Origin of the sequence: Actinomadura sp. 3N407 (assembly GCF_052245875.1) — a bacterium.
Lineage (GTDB): Bacteria > Actinomycetota > Actinomycetes > Streptosporangiales > Streptosporangiaceae > Spirillospora.
Genome location: NZ_JBQQBP010000011.1, coordinates 16,080 through 41,179 on the forward strand (window position 1 = coordinate 16,080; position 25,100 = coordinate 41,179).

Genomic DNA, 25,100 nt, shown 5'->3' on the forward strand with positions numbered 1-25,100 from the left:
TCGGCCGGGGCGGGTTGCTCAATCGGGCGCGGGCCGGTGCCGTCCCCGGGCGGCGACGTCCAGGTCCAGGCCCCGCAGCTCCACCCGTGTCCGGACGCCGAGCTTCGGATACGCGCGATAGAGGTGGTTTCCGACAGTCCGCGGGCTGAGATAGAGCCGGGCCGCAATCTCCCGGTTGCTCGCGCCGGCCGCCGCCAGCCGCACGATCTGGAGCTCTTGGTGGGTCAGGCCGCCCGTCCCGTTCCCCTCGGGCGCCCCTCCCGCCTGCCGGGCGCCCGCGGCCCCCAGCTCGGCCCGTGCGCGCCGCGCCCAGATCAGCGCGCCCTGTGTGTCGAACAGGTCCATGGCGCGGCTCAGATGTTCTCGCGCATGGGCGCGCCGGCGTTCCCGCCGAAGCCATTCGCCGTATAATAATTCAGTGCGCGCCTCCTCGTAAGGACTGTCACTCTCCCGGCACAGCAGCGCCACCGCTTCCGAGAAATTCCGCTCGGCCTTGCGTCCCGAGTTGAGCAGTGCCCGGCAGCGTTTAAGAATCGCCACCGTGACCGGTGACGGGTTTCGCTCCGCCCATCGTTCCAGCCGGGCCAGGGAGGGTTCCGCCCTTTCCGGCCGCCCGCAGCGCACCGCGGCCTCCACCCGGTCGGACGCCTGCCGGACGACGTCGGCCATCGGGCCCGCCTCCGGCACGCCGTCCGGAACGTCCTCCAGGCGTGCCAGAGCGTCCTCGTTCCGCCCGTGGCCCAGATCGAGGAGGGCGAGCGCCCACGTCCCCAGGGCGACGGTCGGCGTGATCCCCTCGCGGGCGGCGTGCTCGGTGCCGGCCGCCACCAGGGCCGCGCACCGCTCCTCGTCCCCCTCGACCGCGGCGAGCCAGCCGAGCAGGCAGCGCAGGTGACCCGCCCGGTGCCGCGAACCGGTCTCCGCCAGCCGCAGCCCCTCGGCCGCGGTCTCCCGCGCCTCACGGAGCCTGCCTCGCATGATCTGCGCGTGGGCCAGCGACTGCAGCGCGTACGGCAGCGGCCCCGCACCGCCGGAGTCCCGGCAGTCCCGGACGAGGTCCGCGGCCGCCTCGTGCGCGCCGTCCGCGAGGGCGATGAGCGAGGCCGCCAGCCGGCGGCCCGTCTCGTCCGGGAGCGACCGCCGCGCCGCGCCGATCAGCGTGACCACGGCTTCGCCCGCGCCTCCCGGCGACGCGGACGCGACGAGGGCCCGGGGCAGCGCGGCCAGCGGCGAGTCCCCGGCGACCGGGACCGACGCCATCGCGTCCAGCGCCTCCCGCACGAGCCGCGGGTCACCGGCGTGCCACCCGCATCGGACGGCGTCGGCCAGCATCAGCAGCGCCTCCACCGGATCGCTGCCGCCGATGGGCGCGGCCCCGTCGAGCAGCGTCCGGCACGCTCCGCGCGGCGACCCGCGCTCGAACTCCGCCGCCGCCTCCGCCTGCGCCAGCGCGGCGCGCGAGCGCGGGCCCGCCGCGAGCCCGGCGGCGGAGGCGGCCAGTTCCGCCGCCCCGCCGAACAGGCCCGCCTCGGCCGCCGAGCGGGCGGCGGCCGCGAGCCGGTTCACGCGGGCGGCTCCGCCCGGGGTCAGCTCCGCCGCCCGCGCCAAGCACGCATAGGCGCGGGCGGCGTCCGACCGCCTTCCGGCACGTTCCAGTTCCGCCGCGACGTGCTCGCTGGGTCCCGCGGCCGCGGCCGCCATGTGCCACGCCCGCCGTTCGGCCTGCTCACGCCCGGAGAACTCGGCGAGCGCGCGGTGGACCGACCGCCGCTCGGACGTGGTGGCGCGGTGGTAGACGGCGGCCCGGACCAGCGGATGCGTGAATCGGACGGTCATCCCGGCCGCCTCCAGCAGCCCGGCCCGTTCGGCGGGCGCCAGGTCGGCGACGGTCGCGCCGAGGCGCCCGGCCGCCGCCGAGATCCGGGCGCAGTCGCCGGTGTCGTCCGCGGCGGCGGCGAGCAGAATGACCCGCGCCGCGGGCGCCATCGCGGCCAGCCGTGCCGACACCCGCGTTTGGAACGTTCCGGCAAGGGGTGTGGTGCCGTCGTGGAACGTGATCGGGTTGATGCGGCCCGCCCGCTGGGCCGGGCTCAGCGAGGCGGGCAGGAGCCTGAGCGCCAGCGGGTTGCCGCCCGCCTCGGCGAGGACCCGCTCCCGCGCGGGCGGCGACAGGTCCTCGCCGCCGCCGCGCATCAGCGCCGCGGCGTCGTCCGGGGCGAGCCGCCGCGGCCTGATCTCCGGGAGCCCGGACGACCCGAACGCCTCCTCGCCGCGGACGGCGGCCAGCAGCGCTACCGGCTCGCCGCCGAGCCTGCGGGCGGTGAACGCCAGCACGGCCACCGAGGCCGCGTCCAGCCATTGCGCGTCATCGACCAGGCACAGCACAGGACGCTCGGCGGCGACCCGGCGCAGCAGCCCCAGCAGCGCGCGCCCCACACCGAACGGCCCCTCCCGCCCCACGACACGCGGCTCACCGGCGGCCCGCCGCTCCCCCTCGGGGCGAGATCGCGCGGCACGCGACTCGCCGACCCCGCGCCACTCGCCGACGCCGCGCGGTTCGCCGATGGCGCGCAGGCGTTCGGCGTCCGCGGCGGGCAGGTCGCCGAACCGGTCCCGCACCGGCCGCAGCATCAGTTCGAGGAACGCGAACGGCTGCTCCTCCTCCAGCGCGGAGCCGGCGCAGCGCAGGAGAAGCGCGCCGTCCGCCGCGTCCGCCGCGTGCCGGAGCAGGGCGGTCTTGCCGATGCCCGCCTCACCGCGGATGATCGCCGCCCCGCCGGACCCGGCGCGCGCTCCCGCGACCAGGCTTTCCACCTCCGCGATCTCAGCGGCTCTGCCGTACAGCATGGGCGCCACCCCGTGTCCAGATCCACCACTCAAGATCAACCAGGGCATGATCGCATGAGCCCGCCGGGCCGCCACCTAACCGGAAGGATCTTCCACTGTCACCCCGCCCGGCCGCGTGACCTCTGCGCGCCGTGGTCCGTGACGGCGGTGACCGCCGCCGCGAGGGCGGCGGGGACGTCGTCGATCAGCAGGTGGCGGCCGTCGTGGACGATCTGGCGGCCGGAGACGACCACGTGCCGGACGTCGGCGGCGGTGGCGGCGAACACGGCGGCCTCCGCCGCGTGGTCGGGGCCGGAACCGGCCGTCCGGACCGAGTCGAGGGCCACGGTGACGAGATCGGCGTACGCGCCGGGCTCCAGCCGTCCCGCCTCCGGCCAGCCCAGCCCGTAGTGGCCGTTGGACGTGGCCGCGGCGAGCAGCTCCCCGGCCGTCCAGTGGCCCCGGACGCGGGTGCGGAGCCGCTCGTTCAGCTCGACCGCGCGGGCCTCCTCGAACAGGTCGATGACGGCGTGCTGGTCGGAGCCCAGGAAGATCGGCGAGCCGGCGTCCGCCAGGTCGCGGGCACGGCCGATTCCGTCGGCGAGGTCCCGTTCGGTGGTCGGGCACATGCACACGCCGGTCATGGTCGTCCCGAGCAGCCCGATGTCCTCCTCGGTGAGGTGCGTCGCGTGGACCGCCGTGGTGAGCGCGCCGAGCGCCCCCGACTCGGCCAGGAGGCGGGTGGGCGTCATGCCATAGGCGTCCAGGCACGCCTCGTTCTCGGCGGGCTGCTCCGACAGGTGGACGTGCAGGGGCGCGCGGTGCTCCTTCGCCCAGGACGCGACGGCCCGCATCTGCTCGCGGGGCACGGCGCGGACGGAGTGGATCGCGGCCCCGACGCGGGCGTGCAGCCGTCCCGCCTTGTCCGTCTCCTCGTACAGGCTGTCGACGCGGCGCGCCCAGTTGCCGGCGGATCCGTCGCCGAAGCGCAGCTGCGGGCCCTTGAGGGGCTTGCCGATGCCGCCGCTGAGGTAGCAGGCGTCCAGGAGCGTGATCCGGATGCCCGCGTCGGACGCGGCGGCGATCAGCGCCTCGCCCATCGCGTTCGGCTCGTCGTAGGGGACGCCGCCGGGGCCGTGGTGCAGGTAGTGGAACTCGCCGACGCAACTGATCCCGGCGAGGGCCATCTCGGCGAACACGGCGGTGGCGAGGGCGCGGTAGGAGGCGGGGTCGAGCCGGTCGGCGAGCTTGTACATCTGCTCGCGCCACGTCCAGAACGTCCCGCCGTGCTTCGCCCCCATGGCTTCGCCCCGCCACCCCGCGTGTTTCGCCTCCACGGCTTCGCCCCGCCACCCCCCGTGGGCCTGGGCACGGGAGCGGAGGGCCCGGTGGAAGGCGTGGGAGTGCGCGTCGGCGAGGCCCGGCAGGGTCAGGCCGGGCAGGCGATCGGCGTCCGGCGGGGCGGGGACGCCGGCCGCGACGCGGGTGATCCGCTCGCCGTCGGCCTCGATGAGCACGTCGGACGCCACGCCGTCCCCGAGCCAGGCGAACTGGGCATGCCACTGCATATCCGGAGTCCTACCCGCACGCCAGGTCGTCCAGTACCCCGGTCAGGGCCTCCACTCCCGCCAGGCAGTCGGCCGGTTCGGCGAACTCCGCGGGGGCGTGCGAAACCCCGGTCGGGTTGCGGACGAACAGCATCGCCGCCGGCAGCCGGGCCGACAGGACGCCCGCGTCGTGCCCCGCGCCGGTCGGCAGGACGGGGACGCCGCCGAGCGTCTTGCCGATGCGGTCGCGCAGGGCCAGGCTGAAGTCGACGATCTCGGTGTAGGACTCCTCGGCGAAATCGACGCTCACCCGGTGCGGCCGCGCGGCGACCCGCGCGGCCTCGTCGATCTCCGTGACCGTCCGCCGGACCGCCTCGTCCGCCGGTCCGCGGGCGTCCAGCCAGGCCGTGACGGACGAGGCGATCGCGTTCACGCCGCCCGGCACGACCCGGACCTTCCCCACGGTCGCGACCGTCCCGTTCCGCTCGGCCGCCTCCCGCGCGGCGATCACCATGCCCGCGAACGGCAGCATCGGGTCGCGCCGGTCGGGCAGCCCGGTCGTCCCCGCGTGGTTGCCCTCGCCGACGAAGTCGAACCGCCACCGGCCGTGCGGGACGATCGCGCTCGCCACCCCGACCGGCTCCCGCAGCGCCCGGCCCTGCTCGACGTGGAGTTCGACGTGGCACCCGATCCGCCCGATGAGGCCGTCGTCCGCGCCGATCGCGTCGGGGTCGAACCCGGCGTTGTGCATGACCTCGGCGAACGTGTGGCCGTCCCCGTCGGTGAGGGCGCGTGCACGGGCGGGGTCGATGGCACCGGACAGCAGCCGCGACCCGAGGCACGCCACCCCGAACCGGGCCCCTTCCTCCTCGGCGAACGCCCCGATACCGATCGGCCGCCTCGGCTCGCGGCCCCGCTCACGGAGCAGATCGACGGCCGCGAACGCCGACACGACGCCGAGCGGCCCGTCGAACGCCCCGCCGCCGGGCACCGAATCCAGGTGGCTCCCGGTCAGGACGGCGTCGCCGCGCGAACCGTCCGCGGGGCGCCACCAGGCGAACATGTTCCCGTTGGGGTCGTGCTCGACGTCCAGGTCACGGCGGCGCGCCTCGTCCAGGAACCAGGCGCGGCACTCCAGTTCCGGCGGCGTCCACACGAACCGGTGGTAGCCGCCGGTCGCCTCGTCCCGCCCGATGGGCAGCAACGCCGCCCACATCTCCTCGAAGCTCATGAGCGCATCGGGATGCGGACGCCGCGTTCGCCGGCGACCTCGGCGGCGCGGTCGTAGCCGGCGTCGACGTGCCGCATCACGCCGGTGCCGGGGTCGTTGGTCAGGACGCGCCGGAGTTTCTCGGCGGCGAGGGCCGTCCCGTCCGCGACGCAGACCTGGCCCGCGTGAATGGAGCGGCCGATGCCGACACCGCCGCCATGGTGGATGGACACCCACGTCGCGCCGGACGAGGTGTTGAGCATCGCGTTCAGCAGCGGCCAGTCGGCGATCGCGTCGGAACCGTCCGCCATGCCCTCGGTCTCCCGGTACGGGCTGGCGACGGACCCGCAGTCGAGGTGGTCGCGGCCGAGGACGATCGGCGCGCTGATCTCGCCGCGCGCCACCAGATCGTTGAACACCTCGCCCGCCTTGTCGCGCTCGCCGTAGCCGAGCCAGCAGATCCGGGACGGCAGCCCCTGGAAGTGGACCCTCTCCCCCGCCATCCTGATCCACCGGTTCAGCGGCTCGTTGTCGGGGAACAGGTCGAGGATCGCCCGGTCGGTGCGGGCGATGTCCTTCGGGTCGCCGGACAGCGCCGCCCACCGGAACGGGCCCTTCCCCTCGCAGAACAGCGGGCGGATGTAGGCGGGCACGAACCCGGGGAACGCGAACGCCCGCGAGTAGCCGGCGAGCTGCGCCTCACCCCGGATCGAGTTGCCGTAGTCGAACACCTCGGCGCCCGCGTCCTGGAAACCGACCATCGCCTCGACATGCGCGGCCATCGACGCGCGCGCCTTGTCGATGAAGGCGCCCCGGTCCTTGTCGCGCTCGGCGGCCATGTCCTCGAACGCGACGCCGCGCGGCAGGTAGGCGAGCGGGTCGTGCGCGCTGGTCTGGTCGGTGACGATGTCGATCGGGGCGCCGCGGCTCAGCAGCTCGGGGACGACGTCGGCGGCGTTCCCGAGCACCGCGATCGACAGCGGACGCCGCTCGGCCTTCGCCTCCTCGGCGAGCCGCAGCGCCTCGTCCAGCGATTCGGCCCGGACGTCGCAGTACCGGTGCTCGACACGCCGCTCGATCCGGGACGGGTCGCACTCGACGCAGATCGCGACGCCGCCGTTCATCGTGACGGCGAGGGGCTGCGCGCCGCCCATCCCGCCGAGCCCGGCCGTCAGCGTGATCGTCCCGTTGAGGGTTCCGCCGAAATGCCTCTCCGCGACGGCGGCGAACGTCTCGTAGGTGCCCTGCAGGATGCCCTGGGTACCGATGTAGATCCACGACCCGGCGGTCATCTGCCCGAACATCGTCAGGCCGAGCGACTCCAGCCGGCGGAACTCCTCCCACGTCCCCCACTGCGGCACCAGGTTCGAGTTCGCGATCAGCACCCGGGGCGCCCACTCGTGCGTCCGGAAGATCCCGACCGGTTTGCCGGACTGGACGAGCAGCGTCTCGTCCCCCTCGAGGTCGGACAGCGACCGGATGATGCCGTCGAAGGCGTCCCAGTTCCGGGCCGCCTTCCCCGAGCCGCCGTAGACGACCAGCTCATCGGGGTGCTCGGCGACCTCCGGATCGAGGTTGTTCTGGATCATGCGCAGGGCGGCCTCCTGCGGCCAGCCCTTGGCGGCGGTCAGCGAGGTGCCGCGCGGCGCGCGGACGGGACGTGGGCCTGACATGGGAACGCTCCTTCAGGAGAGGGGGCCGGTGACGGCCTCGGCGGCGGCGACCAGCGAACCGTCCCGGACCATCGCGGTCGCGGCGGTGATCTCGGGCGCGAGGTAACGGTCCGGGCCGGGCGGCGGGACGGCCTCCCGCAGCTTCGCGACGACGGCGGCGGTCGCCGGTCCGGGACGCAGCGGGGTCCGCAGGTCCAGCGCCCGCGCGGCGGTGAGGACCTCGATGGCGACGACCTGGGCCAGCCCGTCGACCGCCCTGCGCAGCTTGCGGGCGGCGCTCCACCCCATCGACACGTGGTCTTCCTGCATCGCCGAGCTGGGGATCGAGTCGGCGCTCGCGGGGGTCGCGAGCCTCTTCAGCTCCGACACGATCCCGGCCTGCGTGTACTGGGCGATCATGTGGCCGGAGTCGACGCCCGGGTCGTCGGCGAGGAAGGCGGGCAGCCCGTACGAGCGTCCCTTGTCGAGCATCCGGTCGGTGCGCCGCTCCGACATCGACGCGACATCGGCCGCGGGCACCGCCAGGAAATCCAGCACGTACGCGATGGGGGCGCCGTGGAAGTTGCCGTTGGACTCCACTCGCCCGTCCGGCAGGACCACCGGGTTGTCGATGGCGGACGCCAGCTCCCTGGCCGCGACCAGCTCGGCGTGTTCGACCGTGTCCCTGGCCGCGCCGTTCACCTGCGGGGCGCAGCGCAGCGAGTACGCGTCCTGGACCCGGGTGCAGTCGGGCCCGCGATGCGACTCCATGATCTCCGAGTCGCCGAGCAGCGCCCGCATGTTGGCGGCCGACGCGGCCTGCCCGGGATGCGGCCTCAGATTCTGCAGGTCGGCGGCGAAGACCCGGTCGGTGCCCAGCAGCGCCTCGACGCTCATCGCGGCGGCGAGATCCGCCGTCGTGAGGAGCCGCCGCAGATCGCCGACGGCCAGGACGAGCATGCCGAGCATCCCGTCCGTCCCGTTCAGGAGGGCGAGCCCCTCCTTGGCCCCGAGCTTGACCGGCGTGATCCCCGCCTCGCCCAGCGCCTCCGCCGCCGGCCTCAGCTCCCCGCCGGCGTCCCGCACGGACCCCTCGCCGATCAAGGCCAGCGCCACATGCGCGAGCGGCGCCAGGTCCCCGGAACACCCGAGGCTCCCGTACTCGAAGACCTGGGGGGTGATGCCGGCGTTCAGCAGCTCCGCGAGCGTCCGCGCCGTCACGGGCTGAACGCCCGTCCGTCCCGTGGCGAGCGTGCGCAGCCTCAGCAGCATCAGCGCCCGGACGACCTCCCGCTCGACCTCCGGCCCCGACCCCGCCGCGTGCGACCGGACGATGTTGAGCTGCAACTGCGCCCGCATCTCCGGAGGGATATGCCGGGTGGCGAGCGCCCCGAACCCGGTCGAAACCCCATAGACAGGCCTGGCCCGGGCGGAGAGTTCCTCGATATGGGCCCGCGCCTCACCGATCAGCTTCAGCGCCTCGCCCGACAACGAAACCCGGGCGCCGCCCCGCGCCACTGCCACGACCTGGCCGAACGTCAGCGCTTCCGGCCCGACCTCGACGTCTGCGTCCCCCATGCCAAAACCCATACCCACCATTGGAACGCCCCGCCGCTGCTTACCCCAGTCCCGCGACTGCCGATGTGTCTCACATACGAGACAATGCGCGCATGAGCCAGGTCCCCGCCGCCCGCCGCGCCCTGGCGGTCCTGCGCCTGCTCGCTTCCGCGCCCGGCCCGCTCCCCGCCTCCGCGATGGCCCGCTCGCTCGGCCTTCCCCGCTCCAGCACCTACCACCTCCTCACCGCCATGGCGGAGGACGGCTTCGTCACCTACATCCCCGAAGAACGCCGCTGGGGCCTGGGCGTCGCGGCCTTCGAGATCGGCTCCGCCTACCTGCGCCACGAACCCCTCGAACGCCTCGCCCGCCCCCTCCTCCGCCGCCTGGTCGACCACCTGGGCGAGATCGCCCAACTGGGCGTCCTCCACGGCCCGGAAACCCTCTACCTCCTCAAAGAGCAGCCACCACGGCACGCCACCCTCGTCACCGACGTCGGCGTCCGCATGCCCGCCCACCTCACCGCGAGCGGCCGCTCGATGCTCGCCCACCTGCCCGCCGCCCAGGTCCGCGCCCTGTTCCCCCGCACCTTCATCGACCGGACCGGCCGGGGCCCCTCGTCCCTCAGCGAACTCCGCCGCGTCCTCTCCGAAGACGCCCGCCGAGGCTGGTCGGCGGAGGACGGCCACATCACCGAGGGCTTCGCCAGCATCGCCGCCTGCGCCTTCGACCACACCGGCCACCCCACCGCCGCGATCACCGTCACCTTCCGCCGCGAAGACCACCCACCCGAAACCTGGCCGGCCCTGGCAACGCCGATCCGCGCGACGGCGGCGTTCCTGACGACCCGCTTGACCGGCCGCCCACCGCACCCGGGCCTGTGACCACTACTTGCGGGACGTGCTCCAGGCGGGATCCACCGCGGGCAGACCAACGGTCGGTGCAGGCCGCGGCCACGGAGGCCGGGTCCCAGTAGAAGGGACGGCATTCGACCATGCGTCCGTCTCCGACGGTGACCACCTGCAGGATCCCCCGGCGCCTGATGCAGCACGGTCTCGGGATCCAGGTGGGCGGCCACCTGGTCCGGTTTCGCTCAGGTGGCCGGTTTCTGCCGGGGACGTGGTCTGGCACGGACGTGCATGCGTTCGCCCTGGCTGCCGAAGAGGCTGAGGACTTCCACCGGGCCGTCGCCGGTGGTGCCGAACCAGTGCGGCAGCCGGGTGTCGAACTCGGCGACCTCACCGGCGCCCAAGAGCAGGTCGTGGTCGGCCAGGAGCAGCCGCAGTCGCCCCGACAGGACGTAGAGCCACTCGTAGCCCTCGTGGGTGCAGGTCTCGGGCTCGCACCTCTCGGTCGGCAGGACCATTTTGTACGCCTGGAGCGGGCCGGGCTGGCGGGTCAGCGGGAGCACGGTGTTGCCGTTCACGCGCTTGGGCGTCAGCCGGACGCGGGGGTCGCCGACCTCGGGTGCGCCCACCAGTTCGTCGAGGGGGACCTGGTGCGCCTGGGAGATGGGAAGCAGCAGCTCCAGGCTGGGGCGGCGCTGGCCCGATTCCAGCCGGGACAGGGTGCTCTTGGAGATCCCGGTGGCCTCGGCGAGGCCGGCCAGCGTCACGTTGCGCCGGGTGCGCAGCCGCCTGAGGCGCGGGCCGACCTCGGCGAGCGCGGCGGCCAGCGGGGACGGGTGTTCCATGCCTCCATTTCACTGCCGCCGTCCCAGAAATGGCAACAAGAGTTGTCAGCTCGCCCGGTCGGGGGACAGCGTCTGCGCCGGAGGTGATCGCAATGAGCGATGTGACCGGGAGTGCAGGAAACGCCGGGTACGGAACGGCGTTCAACGAAGGCCGCGTGAAACCGGCGGGCGTCGCCACGGTGGGCGGTGCGTGCCGGTGAGCGTCGACACCGCGCCGCGGCGGGCGCAGGTCTCCGGCGTGAGGCTGCCGATCGGCGTCCATCTGCTGGCGTTCAGCCTGTTCGCGATGGGCAGCGCGGAGTTCCTGCTGGCCGGGGTGCTGCCGGAGGTCGCCGAAGATCTGAAGATCAGCTTGTCCTCCGCCGGTGCGCTGATCTCGGCGTTCGCCATCGGTGTCGTCATCGGCGGGCCCCCCTTCGCCATCGTGACGCTGCGCTGGCCCAGGCGCACCACGCTGGTGACCACGCAGGCCCTCTTCGCCGCCTCGGTGGCGATCGGCCTGCTGACCGACAGTTACCCTGTGCTGCTGGCCACCCGCTTCGTCTGCGGCCTGGTCTACGCGGGTTTCTGGGCGGTCGCAGCGGTCACCGCGATCAGCCTCGTCACCCCCGACCGCACCGCACGCGCCTCCGGAGTCGTTGTCAGCGGGCTCAGCGTTGCGATGGTCGCCGGCGGCCCGGCGGGCGCGCTGCTCAGCCACTTCACCGGCTGGCGGGGCGGATTCTGGGGCGTGGTCGTCCTGACCACCGCCGGCGCGGTCTTGACCCTGCTGGCGGTTCCCGTCACCAGCGCGGACACCGAGCCCAGCGTACGGCGGGAACTGCGCACGATGAGGCGGCCGCAACTGTGGGCGGTGTACGCCGTGACCATCCTCAGCACCGCCGCCTACATGATCACGTTCAACTATCTCGCGGCGTTCCTGACCGACGTCACCGGCATTCCCGGCGTCTGGGTCCCGGCGATCCTCGCGCTGTTCGGTGCCGGCGCCTTCGTCGGCCTGTCGGTCGGAGGCAGGATCGCCGACCGGCGCCCCGCCCACGCACTGCTGGCCGGGGCGCTCGGGATCGCGGCCAGTTCGGTCCTGCTCGCGCTCCTGGCCCCGCACGCGCCGGCCGTGGTCCCCTTGGTCCTGCTCCTCGGGGTCGCCGGATTCGTCTTGAACCCGGCCATCTACGGACGGGTTTTCACCATCGCGTCAGGGGCACCGACGCTCGCCGGGGCCACCACCGTATCGGCGTTCCAACTCGGCATCAGCCTCGTACCGGCGCTCGCGGGGATCGCCCTGAACGCCGGCGCGGGCATCACCTCGATCACCTGGATCGGCGCCGCCCTGGCAGTGGCCGTCGTTCCGGCCGTCCTGCTCGACCGAAGCCTCTCCCGCAGCCGGCCGCAGACGGCCGTGACCGGGGGGAGCGCACGGGTCTGACTCGGCGTCCGCGAAGGTGCAAGGCATGGCCGCCCGGCACATCCCGGTTACCCTTGATCAATCGGATGCGGTCGGCATGTCCGAATTGCGGGGTGGGCCGGTCCCGAGTCCGGAGTGAGGGGACCGTCATGCCCAGACGCCTGCTCCGCCACCGATGGTTCTGGCCACTGGTCGCAGCGGGGGCGTTGGTCCTCATCTCCGGCTTCGCGCTCACCGAGCCCATGGCGAGGGGCGACGCGACGGTCCGCGTGATGACCTATAACGTCCGTGGCGTGAACGACCCGCCGCCCAGAGACTGGCGCACCCGGCTGAAGCTGGTCGGGCATCTCCTCGGCCGCCATGACCCGGATCTGCTGGGCGTCCAGGAGGCGCGATGGCATCAGATCCGCGACCTGGCCGAGGCGCTGCCGGACTACCGCTGGATCGGGCTGGGCAGCAAGGGCGGGACTCGCGACCAGTTCCTCGCGATCTTCTACCGCGAGCAACGGTTCGAGGTCCTGGACTTCGACCACTTCTGGCTGTCCGACACCCCCGACGTCATCGGTTCGGCCACCTGGGGCAACCGGTACGTCCGGATGGTGACGTGGGCGAAGTTCCGCGACCGGCGCACCGGCGCGACGCTCTACCAGGTCAACACGCATTTGGACAACAAGTCCGCGGACTCCCGCGTCAAGAGCGCCCACCTGATCCTCGACCGCGTCCGCGCATTCCAGCGGGGCGTCCCCGTGATATTCACCGGAGACTTCAACGCCACCGCCGAAGCATCACCGGTCTACACGATCCTCACCGGTTCCGACGCGTTCCACGACACGTGGAGGACGGCCCGTCAGCGCGGCCCGCAGTACCGCACCATCGGCCGCTGGCGCCCCCCGCTCCGAGGCGGCAAACGAGTCGACTGGATCCTGGCACGCGGCAAGATCGAGACAGCGTGGACCGAGATCGACCCGTACCGCGTAGGGGGCCTCTACGCCTCGGACCACTATCCCGTGATCGCCCACCTGAAGGTCGGCGGCTGAGTCACAACCCATACCGCTTGTACGGCGCAAGAAGCTAGCTGAGACCCGTGCCGCAGTGGGTGCGGATGGGGGCGCTGGTCGCGTCGACGTCGCCGACGGGCACCCGGTCACTCTCGATACGGACCGACAACCGGTAGTTGTAGGTGCCTACACGTCCATTGGGGCAGGCTTCCTTGACCGCCCCCACGGCCTGGTCCTGGTTCGCCGTCCACGCGGTCATGTGGCGCTTTCCGTACGAGCGCCAGCCGCTCCAGCTATCGCGCTCGATCTGGAATACGTGGCGCATCCGACCGGGCCGGTCAGAGCAATGCGTCGAGAAACCGGCCCCCTGAATCCTCGCGGTCGGGGTGGGCCCGTTCACCACGATCTCTCCCGACACTTGGATCGCTTTGACCGTCGTCCTGCACCACCAGCCGCGGACGGGCGCGTACCGCACCGTTTCGCATTCGTGGCGACTGCGCGGAGCCCGATGATCTGTGGTCCGTTCGGCGGCCGGATCCGCAGGCGCGGCGTCCAGGTCCCCGACCGTCACCCGTACCGACCCGTCCGGCATCTTCTCGGTGCGCCAAGGAATACGCGTCTTCGTAGGCCTCGGCCGCGGACTCGCCGTCGACCGACGTTTGGCGCACGGATCGGCGGTCGTCGCCGGCGTCTCGCTCGCAGCCGGGGCCTTCCTCTCCGGGGGCGCGGCCTCGTCCGGCCAGGTCACCACGCAGCCCGACACCGTGACCAGAACCGGCAGGATCACGACCGTCCGACGCATGTGCAGTCCCTCATCATGTAGCGGATAACGAAAGCTCTGATTCAGATGCCTCAGTCCGGCCGCAGGTTCCCCCTGACGAGCATGCGGTACACCACCACCGTGACGTCGCCGCGCCAGATGGTGCCCGAGACCCGGTCGCCGTCGCGCAGCGTCTCCGGCAGCCGCCCGTCGTTCCGGCACTCCGTCGGCCACTGGTACCCCTGGTTTAGAGCCGGACGTCGGAGACGATGGACTCCTCGTCCCACAGGCAGTCCGCCGGACGCTGGGGCGGCCCCTGGCAGGGCACCGCGTCGTGCAATGCGTACAGCTCGTCCTTGCGCTCTGGGAATTCGACCGCCATCAAGTACACCGAGGCCCACAGCAACCCGATCCCGATCAGCAGGAGCTTCTCGGTGGTCGGCTTTCTTCGGCTGTGTGTCGTGTTCGGCGGCGTGCCGATCGTCTTGTACATGAGGGCAGATAGCCCAGCCGGAAAGGAGGTGGGGCGCCGTGCCGGAGGACGACAAGAAGCGAGCAGCACACCGGGCCCTGGTGGATCGCGTGCTGAACGGGGAGGGCAGGGCATCTGCGGAGCTGCGGGCGCGTGCCTTCGGCAACGACGGCCTCCCCCCGCCGCTGGACGCGCTGATCGGCAAGGTCGCCGACAGGCCGGCGCAGGTCACCGAGGCGGACCTGGCCGCGGCGAAGGCGTCGGGCTGCACCGAGGACGAGCTTTTCGAGCTGGTGATATGCGCCGCGGTCGGCCGGTCCGCCCGGCTGTACGAAGCCGGCCTGGCGGCCTTGGCCGAAGCGACCGTCGAGGGGAGGCCGGGTCATGCGACTTGACATCCTCAACCGCGGTTACGGCCCGGGGACCAAGCTGCTGTTCGCGCTGATCCGGCTGTTCTCCAGGCACCCCGTGCCGGACGCCGCCAGGCTGGTCTTCTACCGGCCCGATTTCTACGGTGCCCGGGGCTGCGCCGCCTTCAACATCACCGACCGGCTCGCCGACGCCTTCGGGTTCGAGCTGCTCACCCCCGAGGGCTTCGAGGCGGGAGCCAAGTATCTGCTCAAGCGGGGTTACCGATAGCGCGGGCCGCGAGCCCGGTGACACGTGGCGGAAGCCCGCCGTCGGGGGACGGCGGGCTTCCGAATGCGGAGGGCTTAGAGCAGGCCGGACTTGGTGAGCCAGTCCTTGGCGACCTTCTCCTGGTCGTCCTTGTCGATGGCGATGCGCTTCATCATGTCCAGGAGGTCCTGGGTGGTGAGCTTGGCGGAGACGGCGTTGAGGGCGGCCCGCGCCGTGTCGTTCACGGCCTTCTTGTAGACGAGGGGCGTGACGTTCTGTGCGCTGAAGACGTTCTTCGGGTCTTCGAGGACGACGAGCTTGTTCTGCTGGATGGTGGGGTCGGTGGTGAACAGGTCCGCGGCCTGGATCTTGTTCTCGGTGAGGAGCTTCACCAGCGTGGACTGGGCGCCGGCGTCGAACGGCTGGAACTTCTTGAACTCGAGGCCGTAGACCTCCTTGAGCCCCTTGAGGCCGTGCTGGCGGGTCTCGAACTCGGACGGGCCCGCGATGATGAGTTCGCCCGCGACCGGCTTGAGGTCGGCGATGCTCTTCAGGTCGTACTTGGCGGCCGTCTGCGGGTTGACCGTGACGGAGTCCTTGTCCTCGGCCTCCGCGGAGTCGAGGATCTCCACGGCCGCGGGCAGCTTCGCCTTCAGCTCCGCGTTGATCTCCTCGGTGGTGGCGGCCTTGCTGTTCTCGTCGACGGACGTGGTCAGCAGGGCGCCGTTGTATTCGGGCATGACGCTGATGCCGCCCTTGACGACCTGGTCGTAGTAGACCTCGCGGGCGCCGATGTTGAACTTGCGGCTGACCTTGATGCCCTTGGCTTCGAGGGCCTGGGCGTAGATCTCGCCGAGGAGGTTGCTCTCGGGGAAGTTGGCGCCGCCGACGGTGATGGTGCCGCTCTCGCCGCCGCCGGCGAGGGGGTTGTCGTCGCCGGAGTCTCCGCCGCCGCAGGCGGACAGCGTCAGCGCGGCCACGAGGCCGACGGCCGCGCCACGGATGAGTTTCTTCATTGCTATTTCCTCTGTTCGGTCGGTCAGGAGGAACGGGCGGAGCCGAGCAGGCCCGGGGACACGACGAGGCGGCGCAGCCCCGCGAAGATCAGCTGGACGATCAGCGCGAGCAGCACCACCAGGACTGTGCCCCCGACGACGAGCTGGTAGTCGTTGCGGGCGAGCCCGTCGATGATGTAGCGGCCGAGGCCGCCGAAGCCGGGGTAGGCGGCGATGGTGGCGGTGGCGACGACCTGGATCGCGGACGTGCGGAGCCCGAGCAGGATCAGCGGCAGCGCCATCGGCAGTTCGGCCCGCCACAGTACGCCCCAGCCGGTCATGCCCATGCCGCGGGCGGCGTCCTTCGCGTCGGCGTCGACGCCGCGGACGCCTTCGAAGGTGTTGACCAGGATGGGCGGGATGGCGAGCGCCACGAGCGCGATGAGGACGGGGGTGATGCTGTACTCGATGACGACGATGAACAGCACCAGGCCGAAGGTGGGAATCGCGCGGGCGACGTTGGCGACGCTGATCGCGAGGAAGCCGCCGCGGCCGGTGTGGCCGACGAGGAGGCCGAGGGCGAGGCCGATCACGGCGGCGGCGAAGAGCGAGACCCCCGTGTAGAAGAGGTGCTGGAGCATCCGGTGCGGGATGCCGTCGTCGCCCTGCCACTGCGACGACGCGGTCAGCCACGTCCAGAACAGGTCGATCTGGTTCCACAGGTCGTTCATGCTGCCTCCTTGTGGAGGGACGACCCCCCACACCCCCCGGCCCGGCTCCGCTCGGTCATGATGCCTTCCCGCGCGCCCGCGCCCACGGGGTGAGCAGCCGCTGGACGGTGACCAGGATCGCGTCGGTGACGAGGGCCAGCACGACGATCAGGACGGTGGCGGCGATGATCTGGGTCTGGAACGACAGCTGGTAGCCGCGGATGATGTCGTAGCCGAGCCCGCCCTGGCCGATCAGCTGGCCGACGGCGACGAGGCTGATGGACGAGACGGCGGCGACGCGCGTCCCGGCGATGACGATGGGCACGGCGATCGGCAGCTCGACCCGCAGGAGGCGGCGCAGCGGGCCGAAGCCCATGGCGGTGGCGGCCTGCCGGACGGGTTCCGACACCGACGCCAGGCCGTCCACCACGTTCGGGACGAGCACCGACAGGCTGTACAGCGTCAGCGGGATCATGACGGTGGACGCGGTGAGCCCGGTGTACTGGATGAAGATCATGAACAGGGCCAGCGACGGGATCGCGTAGAACACGTTCGCGATCGTCAGCGCCGGCGGGTAGAGCCAGCCCCAGCGGCGGCACAGCACGCCGACCGGGAGCGAGATGAGCAGCCCGAACACCACCGGCAGCAGCGCGAGCCGCAGGTGGATGAGGGCGTGCTCGCCGAGCGAGTCGGTGTGGTCGGCGATCCAGCCCCAGTCGATCTCCATCAGCCACCGTCCTTGGTGACGGCGGGTTCGTCGCCGTCGGCGGCCTCGTCGGCGGGCTCGGCGGTGGCCTGGGCGGCGGGCTCGGCGGCGGGCTCGGCGGCGGGCTCCGGTTCGACGTCCGCGCCGGAGCGGGCGATGACGGCGCTCAGGTCGTGCTGGTCGGCGACGCCCAGGAGCCGTCCCTCCTCGTCCACCCCGATGGCGCGGCCGGACGGCGACAGGATCGCGGCGTCGAGCGCGGCCCGCACCGAGTCGCCCTCGACGTTGAACGTGTGCCCGATCGGCGCGAGCCGCGCGTCACCGAGAGCGCCCGACGCGGGCAGCGTGCCGGACGCGGCCCAGCCGAGGGGACGGCGGTCGGCGTCCACGACCAGCACCCAGCCGTCGGCGGCGTCCCGCGCCCGATCCACCGGCGCGTCGGCGGGCAGGACGTTCCGGTCGGTCAGCGGCGCGGAGGCGGCCGGGACGAACGACAGCCGCCGGATGCCGCGGTCGTGCCCGATGAAACCGGCGACGAAGTCGTTCGCGGGGCGGGCCAGCAGCGCTTCGGGGCTGTCGACCTGGACGAGTTTCCCGCCGGTCTGGAACACCGCGATCCGGTCGCCGAGCTTGATGGCCTCGTCGATGTCGTGGGTGACGAACACGATCGTCTTGTGCAGTTCGGCCTGGAGGCGCAGGAACTCGGCCTGGAGTTCGGCGCGGACGACGGGGTCGACGGCGCTGAACGGCTCGTCCATCAGCATGATCGGCGGGTCGGCGGCGAGGGCCCGCGCGACGCCGACGCGCTGCTGCTGGCCGCCGGACAGCTGGAACGGGTACCGCCGCGCCATCGAGTGTTCGAGCCCTACCCGCTCCATCAGCTCGTGGGCCCGCGCCCGCGCCTTCTTCTTGTTCCAGCGCAGCAGGTGCGGGACGGTCGCGATGTTGTCCTCGATGGTGCGGTGCGGGAACAGCCCGGCGTGCTGGATGACGTAGCCGATGCCGCGCCGCAGCTGGGCGGGCTTGTGCTCGCGGACGTCCTGCCCGTCGATGAGGACCCGGCCGGACGTGGGCTCGACCATCCGGTTGATGGCGCGCAGCGCGGTGGTCTTGCCGCCGCCGGACGTGCCGACGAACACGGTGATGCGGCCCGTGGGGCAGTCGAGGCTGACGTCGTCCAGGGCGACGGTGCCGCCCGGGTAGCGCTTGGTGACGCCCTCAAAGGTGATCAACGATTCACGTCCTCGTTGGGCGCCCGCGACGCCGATGATCGATTCGGCCTTCTCCCCAACCGTAGCCAAGGGATACGGTCAGCGAAGTGTCCCAGCTTGTCCGGAACATCGGGTGTGGAGCCTACCTACCTGGAATCCAGGGAAAGTAGCCTCGCGGCGTGGAGAACAGCCGAATCGTTATCGACGGCACCGCGCTCACCTGCGCCCAGGTCGTCCGCGCCGCCCGCGAAGATGTGACCATCGCCATAGCCCCGGACGGCGCAGCACGGGCCCGTGAGGCTTGGCGGGTGGCCGGTGAGGTCTCCGCGTCGCAGCCGGTGTACGGGCGGACGACCGGGGTCGGCGCGAACCGCGTGGTGGACGTGGAGTGGGAGGACGCCGACGCGCACGGCCTGCGGCTCCTGCGCAGCCACGCGGCGGGTGCGGGGCCCCTGGTCGCGCCGGAGATCGTCCGGGCGATGCTGACGATCCGGCTGAACCAGATCGCGGCGGGCGGCTCGGGCGTCGAGCCGGGCGTGCTGCAAGCCCTCGCGGACGTTCTCAACCTGGGCCTGCTTCCTCCGGTGCCGGTGCACGGCGCGATCGGCACGGGCGACCTGACCGCGCTGGCCTCGACCGCGCTGTGCCTGCTGGGCGAGCGTGCCTGGCTGGCGGAGCCGGACGACGTCCCCGAGCGCGGCCCCGGCTACCGGCTTCGCTCGCCCGACGCGCTGGCGTTCATCAGCTCCAACGCGGCCACGCTCGGGGAGGCGGCGCTCGCGGTCGCCGATCTGCGGGAGATGCTCCGCGCGTCCACCGTCGTGGCGGCGCTGTCGCACTTCGCCGTGCGGGGCTCGGAGGAGCCGTACGCGCAGGCGGTGCAGGACGCGTGCCCGCATCCCGGCCAGCAGGAGGTCGCGGCGGCGATGCGGGCGCTGCTCGCCTTCGACCGGCCCGCGCCGATGCGCATCCAGGACCCGTACGGCTACCGGGCGTTCCCGCAGGTGCACGGCCCGGCGCTGGAGGCGGGCGCCTACGCCGGGGAGGTCGTCACCCGCGAGATCAACGCGGCGGCCGAGAACCCCCTCATCGACGTCGCCGGACGGACGGCCTGGCACAACGGCAACTTCCACACCGGCTACGTCGGCCTCGCCCTGGACTCGGCCCGCGCCGCGCTGTTCCAGACGATGGCCCTCGCCGCCGCCCGCCTCGGGACGCTCGCCGAGCCGTCGTTCACCGGGCTGTACCCGTTCCAGGGCGCCACCGAGGCGTCCTCGGGGATCATGATCCTGGAGTATGTGGCGCACTCGTGCCTCGCCGACGTCCGCCGCCTCGCGACCCCGGCGGCGCTCGGCAGCGCGGTCCTGTCGCGCGGCGTCGAGGAGCACGCCGGCTTCTCCACCCAGTCGGCCCGCGCGACGACCGACGCCGTCGCCGCCTACCGGCTGGGGCTCGGCTGCGAGCTGGTCGCCGCCGCGCGTGCGCTGCGGATGCAGGGGCGCGCGCCGTCGGGCGGCCCGCTCCGGTCGGCGTACGACATGGCCTCCGCCGTGCTCGACCCGCACGTGGAGGACCGGCCGCTCGACACCGACATCGCCGCCGCCGCGGACCTCCTGCCCGGCCTGGCCCGGCTCCACCCCTGACCCCTACTCCCGAGGCTCGCCCGTCGAGGCGCGGACGCGCAGGGACGGCTCGCGGACCACGCGGCGCTTGCGCGGCTTGCCCTCGATGACGTCCACGATGAGCCGGACGGCGGAGTGCACGATGCCGTCGATGTCCCAGTCGACGGTGGTCAGCGGGGGCGTGAGCAGCGCCGACATCGGATGGTTGTCGTACCCGCAGACGGCGATGTCGCCGGGGACGGCGAGGCCGAGTTCACGGGTGGCGGCGTAGACGCCGTAGGCGATGGAGTCGGCGAAGCAGAACACGGCCGAGGGACGGTCGGGGCCGGCGAGGATCCGCAGGGCGACCTCGGTGGAGGCGGCGAGCGACTGCGGCACGACGACCACGTCGACCCGCAGGCCGAGACGCTCGGCCTCGGCGTTGACGTGCACGTCGGCGGGACGGTCGGGGGTGCTGGCGCCCGTCGGGGTGAACACGGTGAGGCGCTCGTGCCCGAGGTCGCGCAGATGCTCCAGCGCGAGCGTGACGCCGCGCCGGTTGTCGAACACGACCTCGCCCTGCGCCTGCCCGCCGTGCAGCGCGTCGCCGATGGACACCACCGGGATCACGGCGGCCAGCTCCGTCCAGAGCGCGGCGGACGGGTCGAGCGGCTGGACGATCAGGCCGTCCACCCGCTGGTCGCGCAGCCGGCGGGCGAGGGCCAGCTCCCGCTCGGGTTCGCCGCCGGCGTCCACGATCAGGGCGTAGCGGTCGCGGGCCAGCAGCGCCCGGCCGATGCCGACCGCGAGCGACTGCTGCCAGTAGTCCTCAAGGGAGCCGCACAGCAGCCCGACCTGCGCGGTCCGGCCGCTGGCGAGGGCACGGGCGATCGGGTGCGCCTCGTAGCCGAGCTCGTCGGCGGCGGCGCGGACCCGCTCCTGTGTCTCCTCGGAGGTCTGGATGCCGCGCAACGCGTACGACACGGCGGCGGGCGACAGCCCCGTCGCCTGCGCCACTTCCCGGATGGTCGCGCGCTTGCGCTTGTCCGACACCCCTCCAACCCTAGGGCCCACCACCGACAACGCAGCGGACCCGACTTGACGGGCGGGGCTCTGAACCGGTTCACTGAAGCGGTTAACTGATGCGGTTCAGTGATGCGGTTCAGTAGCCGTGTCCAGCCTGTTCGCACGGTGCGGAGATCCCGCATTCTCTCCTGGCTGAACGGGCCCGCGACGACCAGAGAATCGAAAGGAGCGAACCCGTGACATCCGAGGTCCTGCCCCGCGCCGCCGGCTTCGAGAGCCTGCCCGGCCGTCCCCTGGACAAGCACGAGCTGCACGAGCTCGTGGACGGCCTGGCGGAGCGGCCGGACCTGTGGCGGCAGCACGTCGCGTTCCCCGGCGGGCGGCGCCACTACGCCTCGCTGTACCGGGACGAGCACGTGGACGTCTGGCTGCTCTGCTGGACGCCCCAGAACGACACCGGCTGGCACGACCACGACATTTCCTCCGGCGCGGTCCGCGTCGTCGCCGGGGCCGTGGAGGAGGACAACCCGCGCATCGGCGGCGAACCCATGCGGACCGTGGTCGCGGAGGGCCGGTCGTTCTGCTTCGGGCCCGACCACATCCACCGGCTCACCGGGATTGACGACGCGAGCGTCTCGATCCACGCGTACTCGCCGCCGCTGGAGCGCCTCGGGCAGTACTCCATCGACGAGTCGGGAGTGATGCGCCGCCTGACCGTCGGCTACACCGAGGAACTGCGCCCGCAGGAGGAGAAGCCCGGCGACGAGCCCGACAACGACGAGAACGGGGAGGCCGGGGAGGCCGGGCCCGCGTCGTCCTGAGATGGAACCTCCGGCGGGCTCGACCGGGGGTGAACGAGCCCGCCGAAGGCGGCGCGTTCGGCCGATGCCCGCTCACATCGGCCGAGCGCCTACATTTCCTTCAGCGTGGACCGTCTCGGGAATGTCACACCCGCGTGACATCTCTCGTGACATCAGCCGGGGTGCGAGTCTCAGGCTCACCGCCGTTGAGGCGAGTACCGCCGCGTCCACCCCGACCGCCATGACCGACCGACGTGGACGGTTCCGCAGGCGCCCGCATCGGCTCCAGCGACGCGTACAGGCGGCGGCGCATCCACGCCGCGCCCGGACGTTCGACCAGGCGGTGCACGGCGTAGGCGGCCAGAAGTGACGCGGCGACGACCACCCCGAGGGCCGCCCAGCGGCCGATGCCCGGGTACATCGCGTCCAGGAGGGGCAGCGCGAGCTGCGAATGGACGAGGTACAGCGGATACGTCAGCGCTCCGAGGACGGTCAGCCCGCTCCACCGGAGACGACGCAGCCGCCCGGTCGCGACGAGGATCATCACCCCGAAGATCCCGGTGATGACGGCGCTGACCACGACCTCGTCGGCCCCGCGGAACACCGTCTCCGCGCGCCAGGCGCCCCAGCGGAGCGCCAGCAGGTACGACACGGCCAGGTACCCCCACAGCAGCAGCGTCGGCCCGAACCGGTGGATCATGAAGAGCGCCATGCCCGCGATGAAGTACGGGCTCCACGTCGGCACGAGCATCACCTGGAGCAACTCGTGGTCGGCCTGGTCGGCGAACAGGCCGCCGAACATCCACGCCGCCATGAAGATGAGGCAGGAGCGGTACGTGATCCCGATGCCCGCGAGGACGGCGACGAGCACGTAGAAGTGCAGCTCGACCCAGAGCGTCCAATAGACGGCGTCCACGTTCCGGATACCGAGCCCGCCCTGCAGCATGGTCAGGTTCGGCACGACCAGGCCGGGGACGCCGTGCCCTTGCCGGAACACCGCGTACACGAACGCGCCGAGCAGGACGCTGACCCAGTACGCGGGCATCAGCCTGACCAGCCGGGAGATCCCGAACTCCCCCGGCCCGCGCCCCCATGCGCTCATCAGGATCACGAACCCGCTGATGACGAAGAACAGGTCGACGCCGAGGTATCCGAACCGGGTGAACGGGGCGACCTCGGGGAAGACGTCGCGCGCCGGGTCGGGCCACGCGCCGGCGCCGCCGAATCCGGTGAAGTGGTACAGCACCACCGCCAGCGCGGCCAGGAAGCGCAGGAGGTCGAGTTCACGCAGCCGTTCCCGTCGAGTCACCGCGGAACCCTCTCGACGGCAGGTTGCCCGTCCTGAGCCGGGAGGTGAACGGCGGGTGTAGGCGAGGACGCGATTCCACATCGTTCCCCCGGCGGGCCGCCGTACGGCGGGCGTACGGGCACGCCACGCCGGTGCGGACGCCGCCCGCCGGGCGCGGTGGATCAGTAGGATGCGATGCACCCCCGAGCCCTGAGCGGCTCCGGATGATTGGTGGTCCTCGATGACATCTCGCCGCGCCCGACGCGGCGCGGCGACTCTCGTGCTGTGCCTGAGCCTGGTGGCGGTCCTCGCCGCGACCGGCTGTTCCCCTCTCCGGGGCTCGGTGCACCGTTCGGCGGCGGCGGACGGCCCCGGGAAGGGCGGCGAGCGGGAGGCGCGCGACGCCCCGTCCGTGGTGATGTTCCTCGGAGACAGCTACACGGTCGCCGACGGGCGCCCCCGCCCGGAGGCGACGTACGCCTCCGCCGCGGCGCGGCTGCTCGGCTGGCAGGTCATCGTCGGCGGACGGTCCGGTACCGGCTTCGTCACGAAGGGCCGGGGGCAGCAGGCGTTCCTGGCGCTGTTCGAGAGCCAGCTCGGCTGGCGTCCCGCACCCGACATGCTCATCGTGTCCGGCGGCCACAACGACTTCCGCGTCCCGGCGCAGCAGGTCGCCGCCGCCGCGCACGTGGTCCTCGAGCGCGCCCGGCAGCGCTGGCCCGGCACCCACATCGTGCTGATGGGCCCGATCTGGGGGACGGGGACGCCGGCGCGGGGCGCGATCGCCGTGCGGGACGCGCTGAAGAACCTGGCGGGGCAGCTCGGCATCCCGTTCGTCGACCCGATCGGCGAGCGGTGGATCACCGGCGACTCGCTGGCCGGCAGGGGCAACGCGCCGCGGTACATCAAGCGGGACCGCACCCATCCGACCCCGGAGGGCCACCGGTACCTGGCGACCCGCCTGGCCGGGGACCTGAAGCGGATGGGCCTCGCCCAGCCCGTCCGCAAGAAGTGAGCGGCCGGGGCCGGGCGGGGCGCGTCAGCCGGCGGCGGGACGGGCGAGGCTGAGGGAGAAGTCGCCCTCCGCGTCCGTCCAGAATTCGGCGAGTTCCATCCCGGCCGCGCCCAGTTCGGACTCCAGCCGTTCCCGCCGGAACTTGGCGGAGATCTCGGTGCGCATCTCCTCACCGGCGGCGAACGACACCTCCAGGTCGAGGCCGCCGACGCGGACGTCCTGGTCGCGGGTGGACCGCAGCCGCATCTCGATCCACTCCTCGGCCTCGTTCCAGACGGCGCGGTGCTCGAACGCGTCCGGGTCGAAGTCCGCGTCCAGTTCCCGGTTGATGACGTGCAGGACGTTGCGGTCGAACTCGGCGGTGACGCCGGCCGCGTCGTCGTAGGCGCGGACGAGCCGCCCCGCGTCCTTGACGAGGTCGGCGCCGAGGAGCAGGAAGTCGCCGTCGGACATGGTGGCGCGGACGCCGCCGAGGAACCCGATCCGCGCGGCGGGCGGCATGTTGCCGATCGTCCCGCCGAGGAAGGCGATGAGGCGGCGCTCGCCGCCCGGCAGCAGATGCAGGTGCTGCTCGTAGTCGGCGACGACGGTCCGGACGGCCAGGCCGGGATGGTCGGACGCGATGCCCGCCGCGGCCTCCTCCAGGAAGTCGCCGCTCACGTCCACCGGCACGTACGAGCGCAGCGTGCCGGCGAGCGCGTCGAGCAGCAGCCGCGTCTTCTCCCCCGATCCGGCGCCGAGCTCCAGCAGGGTCCGGGCGCCGGTGGCGGCGGCGATGCCGGACGCCCGCGCGACGAGGATCTCCCGCTCGCGGCGGGTCGGGTAGTACTCCTCCAGCTTCGTGATCTCCTCGAAGAGCGCGCTGCCGCGCTCGTCGTAGAACCACTTGGGCGGCAGGGTCTTGGGCGTGCCGGTGAGCCCCTCCCGGACGTCCCGGCGGAGCGTCTTGGCGAGGTCGTCGGCGGTCAGGAACCGGTCCACGTGGTTCTCTCCTTCGGAGGGGAGTTCGG

General features: G+C 72.6%; 23 protein-coding genes. 8 read left to right on the forward strand and 15 right to left on the reverse strand.

Features of this window, described 5'->3' with window-relative positions; translation table 11 throughout:
* Positions 1 to 18 precede the first annotated feature (18 nt).
* The 5 genes from ACTWPP_RS26220 to hutH all read right to left on the reverse strand — a co-directional run bounded on the left by ACTWPP_RS26220 (position 19) and on the right by hutH (position 8,813).
* The gene (locus tag ACTWPP_RS26220) at positions 19 to 2,847 is read right to left on the reverse strand and encodes an AAA family ATPase (protein ID WP_443107020.1); all 2,829 of its coding nucleotides are present in this window, start codon (positions 2,845 to 2,847) and stop codon (positions 19 to 21) included.
* Positions 2,848 to 2,945: 98 nt separating this feature from the next.
* Positions 2,946 to 4,394 (reverse strand): formimidoylglutamate deiminase, encoded by a 1,449-nt coding sequence (locus ACTWPP_RS26225; RefSeq protein ID WP_443107021.1) that lies wholly within the window; start codon positions 4,392 to 4,394, stop codon positions 2,946 to 2,948.
* 10 nt (positions 4,395 to 4,404) lie between these two features.
* Positions 4,405 to 5,604 carry an allantoate amidohydrolase gene (locus ACTWPP_RS26230; protein WP_443107022.1) on the reverse strand — a complete coding sequence of 400 codons (1,200 nt, stop codon included), beginning with the start codon at positions 5,602 to 5,604 and terminating at the stop codon, positions 4,405 to 4,407.
* Positions 5,601 to 7,256: a urocanate hydratase gene (gene hutU, locus ACTWPP_RS26235; RefSeq protein ID WP_443107023.1), complete on the reverse strand. Its 1,656-nt coding sequence runs from the start codon at positions 7,254 to 7,256 to the stop codon at positions 5,601 to 5,603. Before hutU ends, ACTWPP_RS26230 begins: the two co-directional genes overlap by 4 nt.
* Before the next feature lie 12 nt (positions 7,257 to 7,268).
* Positions 7,269 to 8,813, reverse strand: coding sequence for a histidine ammonia-lyase (gene hutH / locus ACTWPP_RS26240; RefSeq protein WP_443107024.1), 1,545 nt, complete (start codon positions 8,811 to 8,813; stop codon positions 7,269 to 7,271).
* Positions 8,814 to 8,905: 92 nt separating this feature from the next.
* On the opposite strand from hutH, the gene ACTWPP_RS26245 reads away from it, so the two are divergent.
* The gene (locus ACTWPP_RS26245; RefSeq protein WP_443107025.1) at positions 8,906 to 9,676 is read left to right on the forward strand and encodes an IclR family transcriptional regulator; all 771 of its coding nucleotides are present in this window, start codon (positions 8,906 to 8,908) and stop codon (positions 9,674 to 9,676) included.
* A gap of 209 nt (positions 9,677 to 9,885) precedes the next feature.
* On the opposite strand, the gene ACTWPP_RS26250 is transcribed toward ACTWPP_RS26245, so the two are convergent.
* On the reverse strand, positions 9,886 to 10,485 hold the full coding sequence (locus tag ACTWPP_RS26250) for a helix-turn-helix domain-containing protein (RefSeq protein ID WP_443107026.1): 600 nt from the start codon (positions 10,483 to 10,485) through the stop codon (positions 9,886 to 9,888).
* 196 nt (positions 10,486 to 10,681) lie between these two features.
* Between ACTWPP_RS26250 and ACTWPP_RS26255 the strand changes: the two genes are divergently transcribed.
* Both ACTWPP_RS26255 and ACTWPP_RS26260 read left to right on the forward strand, forming a co-directional pair.
* Entirely contained in the window at positions 10,682 to 11,911 is a 1,230-nt protein-coding gene (locus tag ACTWPP_RS26255) for a Cmx/CmrA family chloramphenicol efflux MFS transporter (RefSeq protein WP_443107027.1), read from the forward strand.
* 128 nt (positions 11,912 to 12,039) lie between these two features.
* Positions 12,040 to 12,927 carry an endonuclease/exonuclease/phosphatase family protein gene (locus tag ACTWPP_RS26260; protein ID WP_443107028.1) on the forward strand — a complete coding sequence of 296 codons (888 nt, stop codon included), beginning with the start codon at positions 12,040 to 12,042 and terminating at the stop codon, positions 12,925 to 12,927.
* A gap of 34 nt (positions 12,928 to 12,961) precedes the next feature.
* Here the strand turns inward: ACTWPP_RS26260 and ACTWPP_RS26265 are convergent, their stop codons facing one another.
* Together ACTWPP_RS26265 and ACTWPP_RS26270 are read right to left on the reverse strand one after the other, a co-directional pair.
* On the reverse strand, positions 12,962 to 13,690 hold the full coding sequence (locus ACTWPP_RS26265; protein WP_443107029.1) for a hypothetical protein: 729 nt from the start codon (positions 13,688 to 13,690) through the stop codon (positions 12,962 to 12,964).
* 205 nt (positions 13,691 to 13,895) lie between these two features.
* Positions 13,896 to 14,141 carry a hypothetical protein gene (locus ACTWPP_RS26270; protein WP_443107030.1) on the reverse strand — a complete coding sequence of 82 codons (246 nt, stop codon included), beginning with the start codon at positions 14,139 to 14,141 and terminating at the stop codon, positions 13,896 to 13,898.
* A 38-nt stretch (positions 14,142 to 14,179) separates the two neighbouring features.
* Between ACTWPP_RS26270 and ACTWPP_RS26275 the strand changes: the two genes are divergently transcribed.
* Positions 14,180 to 14,515, forward strand: a complete 336-nt coding sequence (locus ACTWPP_RS26275; protein ID WP_443107031.1) for a hypothetical protein — start codon at positions 14,180 to 14,182, stop codon at positions 14,513 to 14,515.
* A complete protein-coding gene (locus ACTWPP_RS26280; RefSeq protein WP_443107032.1) occupies positions 14,505 to 14,759 on the forward strand; it encodes a hypothetical protein in 255 nt (84 codons plus the stop codon). The genes ACTWPP_RS26275 and ACTWPP_RS26280 overlap by 11 nt, the downstream gene beginning before the upstream one ends.
* 74 nt (positions 14,760 to 14,833) lie before the next feature.
* On the opposite strand, the gene ACTWPP_RS26285 is transcribed toward ACTWPP_RS26280, so the two are convergent.
* The 4 genes from ACTWPP_RS26285 to ACTWPP_RS26300 are packed head-to-tail and all read right to left on the reverse strand — an operon-like array spanning position 14,834 to position 18,381.
* On the reverse strand, positions 14,834 to 15,754 hold the full coding sequence (locus tag ACTWPP_RS26285; RefSeq protein ID WP_443107033.1) for a glycine betaine ABC transporter substrate-binding protein: 921 nt from the start codon (positions 15,752 to 15,754) through the stop codon (positions 14,834 to 14,836).
* Positions 15,755 to 15,777: 23 nt separating this feature from the next.
* The gene (locus ACTWPP_RS26290) at positions 15,778 to 16,464 is read right to left on the reverse strand and encodes an ABC transporter permease (RefSeq protein WP_443107034.1); all 687 of its coding nucleotides are present in this window, start codon (positions 16,462 to 16,464) and stop codon (positions 15,778 to 15,780) included.
* A 55-nt stretch (positions 16,465 to 16,519) separates the two neighbouring features.
* Positions 16,520 to 17,170, reverse strand: coding sequence for an ABC transporter permease (locus tag ACTWPP_RS26295; protein ID WP_443107035.1), 651 nt, complete (start codon positions 17,168 to 17,170; stop codon positions 16,520 to 16,522).
* A complete protein-coding gene (locus tag ACTWPP_RS26300; protein WP_443107036.1) occupies positions 17,170 to 18,381 on the reverse strand; it encodes an ABC transporter ATP-binding protein in 1,212 nt (403 codons plus the stop codon). The genes ACTWPP_RS26295 and ACTWPP_RS26300 overlap by 1 nt, the downstream gene beginning before the upstream one ends.
* A gap of 158 nt (positions 18,382 to 18,539) precedes the next feature.
* Between ACTWPP_RS26300 and ACTWPP_RS26305 the strand changes: the two genes are divergently transcribed.
* Positions 18,540 to 20,003 carry an aromatic amino acid ammonia-lyase gene (locus ACTWPP_RS26305; protein WP_443107037.1) on the forward strand — a complete coding sequence of 488 codons (1,464 nt, stop codon included), beginning with the start codon at positions 18,540 to 18,542 and terminating at the stop codon, positions 20,001 to 20,003.
* A gap of 3 nt (positions 20,004 to 20,006) precedes the next feature.
* Here the strand turns inward: ACTWPP_RS26305 and ACTWPP_RS26310 are convergent, their stop codons facing one another.
* Positions 20,007 to 21,014 (reverse strand): LacI family DNA-binding transcriptional regulator, encoded by a 1,008-nt coding sequence (locus ACTWPP_RS26310; protein ID WP_443107038.1) that lies wholly within the window; start codon positions 21,012 to 21,014, stop codon positions 20,007 to 20,009.
* A gap of 209 nt (positions 21,015 to 21,223) precedes the next feature.
* Here ACTWPP_RS26310 and ACTWPP_RS26315 point away from each other — a divergent pair, with 209 nt between their 5' ends.
* Positions 21,224 to 21,808: a cysteine dioxygenase gene (locus tag ACTWPP_RS26315; RefSeq protein ID WP_443107039.1), complete on the forward strand. Its 585-nt coding sequence runs from the start codon at positions 21,224 to 21,226 to the stop codon at positions 21,806 to 21,808.
* A gap of 124 nt (positions 21,809 to 21,932) precedes the next feature.
* On the opposite strand, the gene ACTWPP_RS26320 is transcribed toward ACTWPP_RS26315, so the two are convergent.
* Positions 21,933 to 23,096 (reverse strand): acyltransferase family protein, encoded by a 1,164-nt coding sequence (locus tag ACTWPP_RS26320; RefSeq protein WP_443107040.1) that lies wholly within the window; start codon positions 23,094 to 23,096, stop codon positions 21,933 to 21,935.
* Between the two features lie 220 nt (positions 23,097 to 23,316).
* Here ACTWPP_RS26320 and ACTWPP_RS26325 point away from each other — a divergent pair, with 220 nt between their 5' ends.
* Positions 23,317 to 24,090, forward strand: coding sequence for an SGNH/GDSL hydrolase family protein (locus tag ACTWPP_RS26325; RefSeq protein ID WP_443107041.1), 774 nt, complete (start codon positions 23,317 to 23,319; stop codon positions 24,088 to 24,090).
* 24 nt (positions 24,091 to 24,114) lie between these two features.
* Here ACTWPP_RS26325 and egtD read toward each other — a convergent pair whose 3' ends face one another.
* The gene (egtD, locus tag ACTWPP_RS26330; protein ID WP_443107042.1) at positions 24,115 to 25,071 is read right to left on the reverse strand and encodes an L-histidine N(alpha)-methyltransferase; all 957 of its coding nucleotides are present in this window, start codon (positions 25,069 to 25,071) and stop codon (positions 24,115 to 24,117) included.
* Positions 25,072 to 25,100: the final 29 nt, after the last annotated feature.

What these genes read in the sequence shown, in the direction of transcription:
- ACTWPP_RS26220 (WP_443107020.1), bottom strand. Translation starts at nt 2,847, where the DNA reads ATGCTGTACGGCAGAGCCGCTGAGATCGCGGAGGTGGAAAGCCTGGTC.
- ACTWPP_RS26325 (WP_443107041.1), top strand. Translation starts at nt 23,317, where the DNA reads ATGACATCTCGCCGCGCCCGACGCGGCGCGGCGACTCTCGTGCTGTGC.
- hutH (WP_443107024.1), bottom strand. Translation starts at nt 8,813, where the DNA reads ATGGGGGACGCAGACGTCGAGGTCGGGCCGGAAGCGCTGACGTTCGGC.
- ACTWPP_RS26290 (WP_443107034.1), bottom strand. Translation starts at nt 16,464, where the DNA reads ATGAACGACCTGTGGAACCAGATCGACCTGTTCTGGACGTGGCTGACC.
- ACTWPP_RS26245 (WP_443107025.1), top strand. Translation starts at nt 8,906, where the DNA reads ATGAGCCAGGTCCCCGCCGCCCGCCGCGCCCTGGCGGTCCTGCGCCTG.
- ACTWPP_RS26250 (WP_443107026.1), bottom strand. Translation starts at nt 10,485, where the DNA reads ATGGAACACCCGTCCCCGCTGGCCGCCGCGCTCGCCGAGGTCGGCCCG.
- ACTWPP_RS26225 (WP_443107021.1), bottom strand. Translation starts at nt 4,394, where the DNA reads ATGCAGTGGCATGCCCAGTTCGCCTGGCTCGGGGACGGCGTGGCGTCC.
- ACTWPP_RS26265 (WP_443107029.1), bottom strand. Translation starts at nt 13,690, where the DNA reads ATGCGTCGGACGGTCGTGATCCTGCCGGTTCTGGTCACGGTGTCGGGC.
- ACTWPP_RS26295 (WP_443107035.1), bottom strand. Translation starts at nt 17,170, where the DNA reads ATGGAGATCGACTGGGGCTGGATCGCCGACCACACCGACTCGCTCGGC.
- ACTWPP_RS26280 (WP_443107032.1), top strand. Translation starts at nt 14,505, where the DNA reads ATGCGACTTGACATCCTCAACCGCGGTTACGGCCCGGGGACCAAGCTG.
- ACTWPP_RS26270 (WP_443107030.1), bottom strand. Translation starts at nt 14,141, where the DNA reads ATGTACAAGACGATCGGCACGCCGCCGAACACGACACACAGCCGAAGA.
- ACTWPP_RS26285 (WP_443107033.1), bottom strand. Translation starts at nt 15,754, where the DNA reads ATGAAGAAACTCATCCGTGGCGCGGCCGTCGGCCTCGTGGCCGCGCTG.
- ACTWPP_RS26230 (WP_443107022.1), bottom strand. Translation starts at nt 5,604, where the DNA reads ATGAGCTTCGAGGAGATGTGGGCGGCGTTGCTGCCCATCGGGCGGGAC.
- ACTWPP_RS26260 (WP_443107028.1), top strand. Translation starts at nt 12,040, where the DNA reads ATGCCCAGACGCCTGCTCCGCCACCGATGGTTCTGGCCACTGGTCGCA.
- hutU (WP_443107023.1), bottom strand. Translation starts at nt 7,256, where the DNA reads ATGTCAGGCCCACGTCCCGTCCGCGCGCCGCGCGGCACCTCGCTGACC.